Raw genomic sequence first — 13,400 nt, 5'->3', positions numbered from 1 at the left:
CGATACAATTCCGACTAAAATCGGAATCGCTCGAAGCGACATTGTGAATACTTACAACGCATTAATTGAGAATTTGTTACATGAATTGGCTTTACTATCTTCGTAATAAATAATCTAGAGATGAAAAAACTTATTTATTTGCTATCCTTTTGTTTATTATTATCATGCACTAAGAAAATCTTTAGTGAAAAATGGACCCAAAAAACTGCTCCAGAAGAGTTTAGAGCAAGATTTGAAACAACAGAAGGTAATTTTGATATTTATGCAAAAAGAAGTTGGTCTCCTCAAGGAGTAGATAGATTGTACAGTTTAATAAAGTACAATTACTATACAGATATGCCTATTTTTAGAGTAGTACCTAAATTTGTGGCTCAGTTTGGTATTCATAAAGATTCTGTCTTAAATAAAGCTTGGAATAAATTTCCTATAGATGACGAACCTGTAATTGCTAAAAATGATTCAATGACCATTGCTTTTGCAAGAGGAGGTAAGAAAACTAGAGGTACACAGATTTTTATCAATTTAAAAGAGAATCATCGTTTAGATACATTAACCTATTCTGGAGTTACAGGTTTTCCTGTAATTGCAAAAGTGACTAAAGGATTTGATAATGTATTGAAATTTTATGATAAATATGGTGATAAACTAGGGTATAGACAAGATTCCATTTCTAAATATGGAAACGATTTTATCAAAAGAAAATACCCTAAAGTAGATTTTATACAAAAGGCATACCTATTAAAGTCTAAGTGATGCAAAAGTTATTGTTATTTTTTAGCGTAGTTACGATTTCAGTACTATCAACTTTTTCTCAAGGAAAGTTTGAAAAAGAATACCGAATTAAAGCAACTCAAATTAGCACATCGTTTTGCATTTGAACAATTTTATCAAACTCAAAAACAAACTACATTTAGAACGCGATATAGAATTAGTTCAGAAAAACCGTTAAATGGTGAACGTGTAGATGTAAAAGAGTTTTACTTAAAAGTAGTAAATGAATATCTATATGATTTTTCTGATTTAGAAATTAGACTTATTCCATATTTAGGGTATCAAGCTTCTAAAAAAGATAAAATTGAATTTGGCTTGGATTTTAGCGTCAACAGTTTTATAAAAAACGAAACTGAAAATACACTTTGGTTTAGAACAACTTGGTATATTTATCTTTAAGTGTATAGGATTATTTCTTTTTAGAAAACACGTAAAAATTTTTATCAATTGTAAAGCTTGGGTTCTTTGTGTCTAGCTTCATTTTCTGTTTTACAGCGCTAGGATATATCCATTGCGATTTGCCATCAATAAAAACCTTAAGAGGCATTTTAAAATGGTCTACCACATTTATCCATCGATAAGATAAAGTGTTTCTTTTAATAGAATACTCTAAAGTAGGTATTCTAATATCTCTTAAATATTGATTAAATATTGGCTGTAAATCAATATTAGTTTCTATGCTTAAAAAATCTTCAATTTGTTTTGTAGTTACTGTAGAATGATAAAATTCTGAATTTATTTTTCTTAGAATTGCACGCCATTTATTGTCATTATTTACCAATTGTCTTATGGTGTGTAGCAAATTACCACCCTTATAATACATGTCTCCAGAACCTTCTTTGTTTACATTGTAGGTGCCAATAATTGTAGCTTTGTTTGTGATGGCTTTTCTAGTGCCAATTACATATTCTGATGCTGCTTTTTTTCCATAATAATAATCTAAAAACAAACTTTCTGAATAGTTGGTAAAGCTCTCATGAATCCACATATCTGCAGCATCTTTATAGGTAATATTATTGGCAAACCATTCATGTCCAGATTCGTGAATAATGATAAAGTCGAATTTTAAACCCCAACCAGTTCCTGATAAATCTTTGCCTAAATACCCTTTTTTAAATTGATTTCCGTAAGTAACCGAACTTTGATGTTCCATACCTAAATAAGGAACTTCTACCAATTTAAATCCATCTTCATAAAAAGGATATGGCCCAAACCAATGCTCAAAAGCCTTCATCATTTTAGGGGTATCTTTAAAATGTTTTTTTGCTTTTTCTAGATTATGTTTAAGTACATAATAATCTAAATCTAAAGCGCCTTTTTCTCCGTAAAAGACTTCAGAAAAATGCGCATAGTCTCCAATATTAACATTTACACCATAGTTGTTTATTGGGTTTTCTATATACCAAGTAAATGTTTTTGTGTTTCCGTTTTCTTCGATACTTTCTAATCTTCCGTTAGAAATGTCTGTTAAGTTATTGGGTACAGTTACACTTATCCTCATATTTTCTACTTCATCGTACATGTGATCTTTACAAGGCCACCAAACGCTAGCGCCTAATCCTTGGCATGAAGTGGCTATAAAATGATTTCCATTTTTATCTTTTTTCCAAGAAAAACCACCATCCCATGGAGCTCTAATGGCTTCTTTAGGATTTCCTTCGTAATAAATAACAAGTGTTTCTGTTTTACCAATATTTTGCTTTTTATCCAATTGAATAAAATGTGCACTTCCGTTATGAATAACCTCTAGCTCTTGTCCGTATTGAGTAACTTTTGTTATTTGTAGAGGTGCTTGTAAATCAATTTGAAGAGATTGATGTTCTTTTAATACTTTGTACTTCACAGTATTTTTGCCTCGTATAAATTTTTGATCAGGTATTACTTCAACTTCTAGATGATAATAGGTTAAATCCCACCAAATTCTCTCTGGTGTAATGCTACCTCTTAAAGTGTCTTGTGCTGTAAAATTATTGTCTTGTTTATTTTGTTCTTGTGCACTAGTAAGTTTAGTAAAAACAAGCCCTAATAAAACAAAGATTATAATATTTTTTACCATGTTAAGATGCTTTATGTAACTCTGTAAAATACTTGTAAAAATAAGGAATGGTTTCAATCCCCTTTAGGTAATTCCAAATTCCAAAATGCTCGTTAGGAGAATGAATTGCATCAGAATTTAATCCAAATCCCATTAAAATAGTTTTGCTTTTTAGTTCTTGTTCAAATAAAGCCACAATAGGAATACTACCCCCACTTCTTTGCGGAATAGGAGTTTTACCAAACGTATTTTCATAGGCTTTACTTGCTGCTTTATAAGCGATATTGTTAGTTGGTGTTACATAACCTTGCCCTCCATGATGAGGTGTTACAACTACTTTTACTGATTTTGGAGCAATACTTTCAAAATGATTCTTAAAGAGTTCAGTAATCTCTTTCCAATCTTGATGAGGCACCAAACGCATAGAAATTTTAGCGAAAGCTTTACTTGCAATTACGGTTTTTGCACCTTCACCTGTGTAACCTCCCCAAATTCCGTTGACATCTAATGTAGGACGAATTGAGTTTCTTTCGTTAGTAGAATATCCTTTTTCACCATAAACATCATCAATCTTTAAAGCATCTTTATATTTTTCTAAAGAAAAAGGTGCTTTAGCCATTTCTGCTCTTTCTTCTGTTGATAATTCTTCTACATTATCATAAAAACCAGGAATGGTAATATGATTGTTTTCATCGTGTAGAGAAGCAATCATTTTGGTTAAAATATTGATAGGGTTTGCCACTGCACCTCCATATAAACCAGAATGTAAATCTCTATTTGGTCCTGTAACTTCTACTTCTACATAACTTAAACCACGTAAGCCTGTTGTTATTGAAGGAATATCATTGGCAATCATTCCTGTATCTGAAATTAAAATGACATCATTGGCTAATTTTTCTTTGTTTCTGGGTACAAACCATGCTAAACTTTCAGAACCCACTTCTTCTTCACCTTCAATCATAAATTTTACGTTACAAGGTAAATTTCCTGTTGATGTCATATATTCTAATGCTTTAACGTGCATATACATTTGCCCTTTATCATCGCAAGCACCTCTTGCAAAAATGGCTCCTTCAGGATGAATTTCTGTTTTCTTAATTACAGGTTCAAAAGGAGGAGAGGTCCATAAATCAATTGGATCTGCAGGTTGTACATCATAATGACCATATACTAAAACAGTTGGTAAATTTTTGTCGATAATTTTTTCGCCGTAAATAATTGGGTAACCAGGAGTTTCACATAATTCAACCTTATCGCAACCTGCCTTTTTAAGACTATCTAATACAAAATCTGCGGTATTTAAAACATCTTTCTTAAAAGCTGAATCTGCACTAACAGAAGGTATTTTTAACAATTCTGTTAACTCATTTAAAAATTGTTGTTTGTGTTCTTTTATGTAAGATTGAATTGGTGTCATTTAAAGTATTTTTATTTCTCTCTCAAAAATAGAAAAATAATAATGAACTACTTTGCAGTTTCTAACTATTGTTTATATTTGCAATCCAAATTGCAGGCGTGGTGGAATTGGTAGACACGCTAGACTTAGGATCTAGTGCCGCGAGGTGTGAGAGTTCGAGTCTCTCCGCCTGTACTAATAAAAACCTCAACTAATTTAAGTTGAGGTTTTTTTATTGGGTATAACCTAGATAAAAGAAAATTAACTTTTTTTAATTTTAAAACTGATTAAACTTTTGTTTTAAGTCAAATCTCTTAATCTAGTTGCTGCTTGTTCTGCTGTGATATCTCTTTGAGGGGTACCAAACATCTCATAGCCCACCATAAATTTTTTAACAGTTGCGCTTCTCAATAAAGGAGGATAAAAACTCATGTGAAAATGCCAATGACTATTATCTAATCCATTTGTTGGAGCTTGATGAATTCCGCTTGAATAAGGAAATGATGTATTAAATAATTTGTCGTATGTTTTTGTTATTACAGAAATTGCTTCTGCATAATTGAATGATTCTTCATTATTTAAATCTAAAACACTTTCTTTTTGCTTTTTGGGTACAATCATGGTTTCAAATGGCCAAACTGCCCAGAAAGGAACTAGCACTACAAAATCTTCATTTTGAAAAATGATTCTTTCTTTTACGGCTAATTCTTGCTGTAAATAATCGCCCAAAAGACTACTGTTTTTTTCTTTGTAATAGTTTAATTGCTGTGTATTTTTCTTATCAACTTCGTTTGGTAAAGTAGATTGACTCCATATTTGACCATGAGGATGAGGATTGCTACAACCCATTACAGCACCCTTGTTTTCGAAGATTTGCACATAGTTTATAGTTGATTCTTTTGCCAATTCATCATATTCTTTCTGCCATGCAAAAACTACTTTTTGTATTTCTTCGGATGTCATATCTGCCAAACTTTTAGAATGGTCTGGACTAAAACAAATTACTTTACAAATACCAGTTTCACTTTCTGCTTTTAACAAACCGTCATTTACATTAAATGTTGGCGAATCGTTTTGTAAGGCTGCAAAATCGTTGGTAAAAACAAAAACATCTTTATAATCAGGATTTACATCACCACTAATTCTAGTGTTTCTTGCACATAAATAGCATGAAGGATCATGTGTAGGTCTCTTCTCATTGTTTACTTCTTCATTTTGACCTTGCCAAGGTCTTTTTGCTCTATGAGGTGACACTAAAACCCATTCTCCTGTTAAGATATTAAATCGTTTATGCGAATAATCTTGTAGATTGGTATTGCTCATTTTTCTGTTTTTTAGTTGATTATTTTACTAAATGTGTTCCTTGAGATAGCTCTATAAAATACACAGAACATTCTTTATCAAATTTACTTTTGTATGCTGTTGCAACTGTTTCAGCAAAAGCTTTTGCTTCTGTTTTTGCGATTAAATTAATGGTGCAACCACCAAAGCCACCCCCCATCATTCTAGCTCCTAAAACGTATTTATTCTTTTTTGCCTGAGTTACTAGAAAATCCAATTCATCACAACTTACTTTGTATTGATCAGATAAGCCAGCATGAGATTGATAAATTAATGATCCTAATAATTCTAAATCATTGTTTTCAATGGCTTTAGCTGCTTTAATAGTTCTTGCATTTTCTTGAATAACATATAACGCTTTTTGATAATTAGATGGAGTAACTTTATCTATTATAGTTTCTAAATCTTCTTCTGTGGCATCTCTTAGGGCTTTAATACCCAATAATTCCGAAATACTTTCACAGGCAGAACGTCTATCATTATAAGCACTATCAGATAAACTATGTTTTACATTTGTATTGATTAACATTAGTTGGTGCTCTTTAAAATCGATTTTATAAGGTTTAGATTCTACAGTTCTACAGTCTAAATGCAAGGCATGATCTTTAATACCAAACATGCTTGCATATTGATCCATAATTCCACAGTTTACACCTACATAATTATGTTCTGCTTTTTGAGATATCAAAATCATTTCATGTTTAGTCAATCCTAAATCAAATAATTTATTTAGACCAAAAACCACACTATTTTCTAAAGCAGCAGAAGAAGACATACCTGCACCACCAGGAATATTACCTTTAAATATGATGTTAAAATCTCCAATAACTTTATTTCTGTTCTGAATTTCTGCAACTACACCAAAAACGTAGTTTTCCCAACTTCCTTCTTTTGACGGTTTTATTTTGTCTAATTCAAAATGGATTGTGCTATCTAAATCCATAGCAATTGCAGTACAGCTTCCTGTATCACTTTTTTGAATTCCAGCTGCAATTCCTTTATCTACTGCTGCAGGAAACACAAAACCTCCATTATAATCTGTATGTTCACCAATAATATTAATTCTTCCAGGAGAAAAAATTAACAAAGGTTCTAGATTAAAAGTTTTTATAAACTTTTGTTGTACCTCTTTTACTAAAATTTCACTCATAATAGTTCTCTTTTATTTAATGTCTATATCTAAATTCCAAGTAATACCATCTGTTTTTTGAGGATTTAAAGCCTTTAAGCCTACAAGGTTGTTAAAGCTGTTAGAAATACCGCTCATTGGCTCTATTGCTATAATAGGTAGGTTTTTTGGTGTAAATAATTGTAAAAAATTATTTTCTGTATTGCTTGTTATTTGTAAGTTGTATTTTGATGTTAAAAATGAAACTTTATTGTCTTCTAAGAAAAAGCAATCATCTAACTCTTTATCTTCTATTATAAAAAAATCATCTTGAGTATTCTCTACAATTTCTTTTGTGATTAAGTTTTTATCAAAAATTACTTTTTTATCACTCTTAAACTTTAAAAAACTATTTGATAAATCATCGCTTAAAAAATAAGGATGCCATCCTAAAATATAAGGAAATGGAGATTGATCTAGATTTTTTATGGTCACATTCAATTGCAAACTATTTTCAAATAAAGTATAAGTTAGTGATATAAAATATTTAAAAGGAAAACCAACGCTTATATTATTCTCAGTATAGTTTATGGTAACTGAGCAACAGTTTTCTTGGACCTTATATTCAAATAATTCAAATTTTTTATCATGTACTAAACCATGCAATGCATTTGTATTTTTGTCGTTTTTTTGTAATTGGTATTTTTCTCCTAAAAATGTGTATTTTCCATCTTTTATTCTACTAGCAAAAGGGAATAAAACAGAAGAGGCATAAGAAGTTTTATAATCAAAATTCGGTATGTCTTTAATTAAATAGACATTTTTACATTTTAGTTCTTGTAATCTACCTCCTTGATGTAAAGAAATTTTTGCAGAAGTAGAATTGTCTGCGTTTTGTATGCTAATAATAGGTGAATTATTTTCTGTGAAGTGATGTTCTCGAAACATTATATAGATTTTCTAAATAGTAGTTTACTAGGATTTATTACTGAAGTTAGGTCATTGTTTAAAATCTTTTTTGCTAGGGTTTCTCCCATCAATTTAAAATCTGTAGAAATGGTTGTAATGCCATCAGCAACAACTTCTTTTAAAAGTGTGTCATTGTAAGAAATTATACCAATGTCTTTTACAATTTGTAATTTTTGTTCTTTTATTTTTTTGATGATTTTAATCAAATCTTTATCTTCAAAAACAATATACAACTCGCCTTTTTTTGGATTTCTCTTATATATTGTTTCTATAACTTCATAGGTTTTTTTATATTTTTCACAGAAATTTTTAAACCCATTTAATAACTGTTTTGGTTGTTTGTGTGAAAATACCAAAACTAATTTTTTATATTTTCTAATAGCATGTAAACCGGTAAATAGTCCTTTTTGTATGTCGTTTTCAAAATCTTGATATACAGAAGGGTAGCTTTCTAGTTCTTTAGGAACCTGATCTAAAAGATATACTTTCTCACTTGGTAAGTTTTGAATAATTGTTTTAGTGTTCTCAAGATTGGCAGGCATAATTACATAGTAAGAATAGTTGCCCACACTATCGTTAATTAACTTATTGAAGATGTCTTTATTAAAATGATGAAAGAAAATATCTATTTGAATATCATCACCCAAATGTTCTAAAAAAGAATTGTATAAATCTTCTTTAAATGAGTTTAATTCATCAAACAAAACAAAAATTTTTTGTTTTACAAATATATTTTCACTTGATACGTAATATCCTTTACCAACTACAGAATGAATAATGCCTCTGTTTTTTAATTCGTTAAAAGCAGTTAAAACAGTGTCTCTAGAGAGTTTGTGTTTGTTTTTTATTGCATTTAAAGAAGGTAATTGATCACCTTTTTTTAAGTTTCCGTTAGCTATAGCGTCTTCTATAGAAGTTACTATCTGTTTGTATTTTGGTACACCAATGTTATTTTTAAGTGATACAATTCCCATGTTACAAATATACAAATATTCATTAAAAAAACAACTGGTAGGTTCTAGTTGGTTTTTTTAATTGTTTTTAGTAATTTTGTGATACCAAAAAACTAAATACAATGAAAAATAAGATTATAGTAACTGGGGGTTGTGGCTATATAGGTTCGCATACAGTAATAGAATTATTAGAAAATAATTATGATGTTGTAATTTTAGATGACTTATCAAATTCAACAGAAGATACATTGGATAGAATCTTAAAAATTACAGGAACAAAACCAACTTTTGTGAATGTTGATTTAAAAGATGAAACAGCTACAAAAGCCATTTTTCAAAAACATAAAGATGCAAAAGCAGTAATTAATTTTGCTGCACATAAAGCTGTAGGAGAGTCAGTAAAAGAGCCGTTAATGTATTACAGAAACAATTTATATTCATTAATAAATGTTTTATCGTCTCAAATAGAAAACAACATTGAAGGTTTTATTTTTTCCTCATCAGCAACTGTGTATGGTACTCCAGAAACTTTGCCAATTACTGAAAAAGATGAAACGCAACGTCCGTTTTCTCCTTATGGAAACACAAAAAAAATTGCAGAGGAAATTATAGATGATGTTATAAAATCTAATAGCAATTTACAATCTATTTCCTTACGATATTTTAATCCTATTGGTGCTCATGAATCTGGTCTAATAGGTGAGTTGCCTAGTGGAATCCCTAATAATTTAATGCCATATATAACCCAAACTGCTGCAGGGATTCGTGAAAAATTGATGGTATATGGTAATGATTATCCAACAAAAGATGGAACTCCTATTAGAGATTATATTCATGTGGTAGATTTGGCAAAAGCTCATGTTTTAGCAGTTGAAAGAATATTAAAAAAAGAGCAAGATGAAGCTTTTGAAGTTTTTAATTTAGGTACAGGTAACGGATTTTCAGTTTTAGATGTTATTAACTCTTTTGAAAAAGTAACCAATTCTAAATTAAACTATGAAATAGTTGAAAGAAGACCTGGAGATGTACCTAAGTTGTATGCGGCTACAAATTTGGCAAAAGAAAAATTAGGATGGTCAGCAGATAAATCTTTAGATGAAATGATAAAGTCTTCTTGGGATTGGGAACAAAAATTTAGAAAACAGAATACGAATTAAGATTTTTTGTAACGTATTCTCACTAAACGACCTAATTTGAAAATTAAAATATAGGTAGTTTTCTTTGTTATAGGGAGTTAGTAAAAAAAATATATTACTTTTTTATTGAAGAAAATATCTTTTATGATTCTTTTTTGTTTTCTGTAATATTATCTTAAAGCTAAAGTGAGTTAGTATGTAAGTAGTTTTAAATGTTAGACGTGTTCCTGATGTCTTAGGGGTGAATAAGTTCAAAAAGTTATTTTGTCGGACTTTATGATTTTCAAATAGATTAACTCACAATGGAGTCAAATTAATCAAAAAAGAAGGTTTTCTTCAATGATTTTTGTTATGAGGAACTGAAAGCGCAATTAAATTAAGTTTTTTTTCATCTTCATATATAAATTGATTACTATTGTTATAGTTTACATTTTCTTTCATAAGAATATCTATAGGTAAGTATACTTTTTTATTTGGTGTTTTCTTTTGAATTAAAAAATCGGTAAATATTTTAATAGATTCATAACCTTGTTCAAATGGTTTTTGTGAAATTAGATAAGCAACAGTGTTGTTTAACAAGCAATTAATGTTTTGTGGAGTGTTGTCAAAACCAATTAGTGTTAGTTTTTTTAAATAGGATTTTTTTAGACAATCAACAACAATATGTATTCTACTAGATGGTACAAAAATACCTTTTACTTCAGGGTGTAATTCTAAGTAACTATTTATTTTTCCTTCTGTTTCAATAGAGTCATTTAAGTTGTCAATCTTTAAGCTACTCGTTTTAATTTTTTTGTTGTTGTTAATAAAATAATCATTAAAGCCTTTAATTCTGTCAAATACAGCATTGTTTTTTGTGATGTTGTGTCTTGCTTGTATAATTAAGCAATCAGACATATTTAACGTTTCTGCAGTCATTAATTTTGCGGCAATATAACCAGCAGTATAAGAATCTTGGCCAACATAGGTTAAGTTGTTAAATCCTTTAATATCAATATTTAAGAATAAGTAAGGAATATTTAATAACTCTAATTCTTGAACAATTTTATCTGTCTCTTTAGAGAAATTTGGCACCATAATAACTGCAGATGGCTTATTTTCTAGTAATTTTTTAAAAGAGTTAAAATAAGATGATGGGTTGTATTGATTAAAGGTAAATCTACTTACCTGAATGCCAAATCTTTTTACTTCCTCTTCTGCTTTTTGAATTCCTAAATATGGAGATTTCCAAAACAAATCAGAATCATTAAACTCTGGAATTAGCACAGAAATATGAAATTTATTTTTCATTGCAAGTGCACTAGCCACAGGGTTTACACTAAAATTATGTCGTTCTAAAACAATTTTAACTTTAGTTTCTGTCTTTTTAGAAACACCCCCTCTGTTATGAATCACTCGATCTACAGTTCCTTCTGAAACGTTAGCCTCTTTTGCAATATCCTTTATTGTAATCATCTTAAAGTAAAAAAACGTACATTATATTTTAAAATAAAAACCACTCAAAAAGTGTTATTTTTTTTTAAATACGTTCTGCAATGTAGTGAATTTTTTAATTTTCGTGTGCGCACACACAGTTTTTTTATTATATTTGTGTGCGCACACGAACAAATAATCGTTTTTTAAAAAATATAGATGAGTAAAACAATCGTACTAACAGGAGCTGGAGGCGTGCTTTGTAGCACAATGGCTAAAGCACTTGCAAAACAAGGTAATAAAATAGCTGTATTAGACTTAAGAGAAGAAGCAGCAAATACAGTTGCTGAAGAAATTAAAGTTGCTGGTGGAGAAGCAATTGGTGTTGCAGCCAATGTCTTAGAAAAAGACTCTCTAGAAAAAGCAAAACAAATAATAAATGATGCTTTTGGTAAAGTGGATATTTTAGTAAATGGAGCTGGAGGTAACCATCCTTTAGGAACCACTTCTAATCCGTTTTTTGCAATGGAAGATTTGCAAAATGCAACAGAAGGTTTTAAAACTTTCTTTGATTTAGATCCAAAAGGAATTGAGTTTACCTTTAATTTAAACTTCTTAGGATCATTAATTCCTACGCAAGTTTTTGCAACTGATATGGTAGGTAGAGAAGGATGCTCAATCTTAAACATCTCTTCTATGAATGCATTTACTCCGTTAACAAAAATACCAGCATATAGTGGCGCAAAAGCAGCTATTTCTAATTTTACACAATGGTTGGCAGTGCATTTTTCTAAAGTAGGTATTCGTGTAAATGCGTTAGCTCCAGGTTTTTTCTTAACAGATCAAAACCGTGCTTTATTAACAAATGAAGATGGTAGCTTAACCCAAAGAGGTCAGCAAATTATAGATCAAACTCCAATGGGTCGTTATGGAACGCCTGATGATTTAATTAGTTCTACTTTATTTTTATGTGATGATGCATCAGCATTTGTAACAGGAATTGTAATTCCTATAGATGGTGGATTTGCAGCATATAGTGGAGTTTAAGAATTGCTAATTTTTAAAGAAAAATAAAAATGACTCAAAATTTAGAACAAACTTGGCGTTGGTATGGACCTAACGATCCAGTTTCTTTGTCAGATATAAAACAATCAGGAGCAACAGGTATTGTTTCTGCTTTACATCATATTCCAAATGGAGAAGTTTGGACAGTTGAAGAAATTACCAAAAGAAAAGAAACCATAGAAAATGTTGGTTTAACTTGGTCTGTGGTAGAATCTGTACCCATTCACGAAAATATTAAAACCAAATCTGGTGATTATCAAAAATATATAGAAAATTACAAACAAACACTTTTAAATTTAGGGGTTTGTGGTATTGATATTGTTTGTTATAACTTTATGCCAGTATTAGATTGGACACGTACCAATTTAGATTACGAAGTATCAGATAAATCTACAGCATTACGTTTTGAAGCAGCTGCTTTTGCTGCTTTCGAATTGTATTTGCTAAAAAGACCAGGGGCAGAAAACGAATACTCTGAGGCGCAAAAACAAAAAGCGGCTGAGTTTATCAAAAATTCATCAGAAGAAGAACAAACCAAACTAATTAGAAATATTATTGCTGGTTTACCTGGTGCTGAAGAAGGATATACTTTAGAAGAGTTCAATCAAATTTTAGCAACTTATAATAATATTGGTCCTAAAGAATTGAAAGCAAATTTATTTTCATTCTTATCAGAAATTATTCCAGCTGCAGAACAAGCTGGTGTGTTAATGTGCATTCATCCAGATGATCCACCATTTCCAATTTTAGGTTTACCAAGAGTGGTTTCTACAGAACAAGATATCGAAGATATTTACAATGCAGTTCCTTCTCAAAATAACGGATTAACGTTTTGTACAGGTTCTTTTGGTGTAAGAGATGATAATGATTTAGCAGGAATGGTAGAACGTTTAGGAGGTAGAATTCACTTTATACATTTGCGTGCTACAAAACGTGATGCTGAAGGAAATTTTCATGAAGCAGATCATTTAGAAGGTGATGTAGATATGTATGCAGTAATGAAAGCGTTGATTTTAGAGCAACAAAAAAGAATTGCAGCAGGAAGACAAGATGTAAGAATGCCTTTTAGACCCGATCATGGTCATAAAATGTTAGACGATTTAAAAAAGAAAACAAATCCTGGATATTCAGGGATTGGACGTTTACGTGGTTTGGCTGAATTAAGAGGCTTAGAACTAGGAATTAGACGTTCATTATAATAAAATAAAGACCT

12 protein-coding genes and 1 tRNA gene are annotated in these 13,400 nt (G+C 30.3%); 6 read left to right on the top strand and 7 right to left on the bottom strand.

Features of this window, described 5'->3' with window-relative positions; all coding sequences use genetic code 11:
* Positions 1 to 120: 120 nt before the first annotated feature.
* Together FP421_RS14705 and FP421_RS14700 are read left to right on the top strand one after the other, a co-directional pair.
* Complete coding sequence (locus tag FP421_RS14705) at positions 121 to 753, top strand: peptidylprolyl isomerase (protein ID WP_159951918.1); 633 nt, start codon at positions 121 to 123, stop codon at positions 751 to 753.
* Positions 754 to 822: 69 nt separating this feature from the next.
* The gene (locus tag FP421_RS14700) at positions 823 to 1,170 is read left to right on the top strand and encodes a DUF2490 domain-containing protein (protein WP_159951916.1); all 348 of its coding nucleotides are present in this window, start codon (positions 823 to 825) and stop codon (positions 1,168 to 1,170) included.
* Positions 1,171 to 1,180: 10 nt separating this feature from the next.
* Here the strand turns inward: FP421_RS14700 and FP421_RS14695 are convergent, their stop codons facing one another.
* Both FP421_RS14695 and FP421_RS14690 read right to left on the bottom strand, forming a co-directional pair.
* Positions 1,181 to 2,827: a M1 family metallopeptidase gene (locus tag FP421_RS14695; RefSeq protein WP_159951914.1), complete on the bottom strand. Its 1,647-nt coding sequence runs from the start codon at positions 2,825 to 2,827 to the stop codon at positions 1,181 to 1,183.
* A gap of 1 nt (position 2,828) precedes the next feature.
* Positions 2,829 to 4,223: a dipeptidase gene (locus tag FP421_RS14690; protein WP_159951912.1), complete on the bottom strand. Its 1,395-nt coding sequence runs from the start codon at positions 4,221 to 4,223 to the stop codon at positions 2,829 to 2,831.
* A 92-nt stretch (positions 4,224 to 4,315) separates the two neighbouring features.
* On the opposite strand from FP421_RS14690, the gene FP421_RS14685 reads away from it, so the two are divergent.
* Positions 4,316 to 4,397 (top strand) — tRNA-Leu (locus FP421_RS14685).
* Positions 4,398 to 4,502: 105 nt separating this feature from the next.
* Here FP421_RS14685 and FP421_RS14680 read toward each other — a convergent pair.
* The 4 genes from FP421_RS14680 to FP421_RS14665 are packed head-to-tail and all read right to left on the bottom strand — an operon-like array spanning position 4,503 to position 8,594.
* Complete coding sequence (locus tag FP421_RS14680; protein ID WP_159951910.1) at positions 4,503 to 5,525, bottom strand: UDP-glucose--hexose-1-phosphate uridylyltransferase; 1,023 nt, start codon at positions 5,523 to 5,525, stop codon at positions 4,503 to 4,505.
* A 19-nt stretch (positions 5,526 to 5,544) separates the two neighbouring features.
* Positions 5,545 to 6,693: a galactokinase gene (gene galK, locus FP421_RS14675; RefSeq protein WP_159951908.1), complete on the bottom strand. Its 1,149-nt coding sequence runs from the start codon at positions 6,691 to 6,693 to the stop codon at positions 5,545 to 5,547.
* 12 nt (positions 6,694 to 6,705) lie between these two features.
* Positions 6,706 to 7,599 carry an aldose 1-epimerase gene (locus FP421_RS14670; RefSeq protein ID WP_159951906.1) on the bottom strand — a complete coding sequence of 298 codons (894 nt, stop codon included), beginning with the start codon at positions 7,597 to 7,599 and terminating at the stop codon, positions 6,706 to 6,708.
* Entirely contained in the window at positions 7,599 to 8,594 is a 996-nt protein-coding gene (locus tag FP421_RS14665; RefSeq protein WP_159951904.1) for a GntR family transcriptional regulator, read from the bottom strand. Before FP421_RS14665 ends, FP421_RS14670 begins: the two co-directional genes overlap by 1 nt.
* Before the next feature lie 101 nt (positions 8,595 to 8,695).
* Between FP421_RS14665 and galE the strand changes: the two genes are divergently transcribed.
* A complete protein-coding gene (galE, locus tag FP421_RS14660; RefSeq protein ID WP_159951902.1) occupies positions 8,696 to 9,730 on the top strand; it encodes a UDP-glucose 4-epimerase GalE in 1,035 nt (344 codons plus the stop codon).
* A 315-nt stretch (positions 9,731 to 10,045) separates the two neighbouring features.
* Here galE and FP421_RS14655 read toward each other — a convergent pair whose 3' ends face one another.
* Positions 10,046 to 11,164: a substrate-binding domain-containing protein gene (locus FP421_RS14655; RefSeq protein ID WP_159951900.1), complete on the bottom strand. Its 1,119-nt coding sequence runs from the start codon at positions 11,162 to 11,164 to the stop codon at positions 10,046 to 10,048.
* A 177-nt stretch (positions 11,165 to 11,341) separates the two neighbouring features.
* Here FP421_RS14655 and FP421_RS14650 point away from each other — a divergent pair, with 177 nt between their 5' ends.
* Positions 11,342 to 12,169 carry an SDR family oxidoreductase gene (locus FP421_RS14650; protein WP_159951898.1) on the top strand — a complete coding sequence of 276 codons (828 nt, stop codon included), beginning with the start codon at positions 11,342 to 11,344 and terminating at the stop codon, positions 12,167 to 12,169.
* Between the two features lie 29 nt (positions 12,170 to 12,198).
* Positions 12,199 to 13,386, top strand: coding sequence for a mannonate dehydratase (gene uxuA / locus FP421_RS14645; RefSeq protein ID WP_159951896.1), 1,188 nt, complete (start codon positions 12,199 to 12,201; stop codon positions 13,384 to 13,386).
* Positions 13,387 to 13,400 lie beyond the last annotated feature (14 nt).

It is taken from the genome of Polaribacter septentrionalilitoris (assembly GCF_009832745.1).
Classification (GTDB): Bacteria; Bacteroidota; Bacteroidia; order Flavobacteriales; family Flavobacteriaceae; genus Polaribacter; species Polaribacter septentrionalilitoris.
The sequence above is the reverse complement of the archived record's forward strand: the minus strand, read 5'-3'. Positions and strand labels throughout refer to the sequence as shown.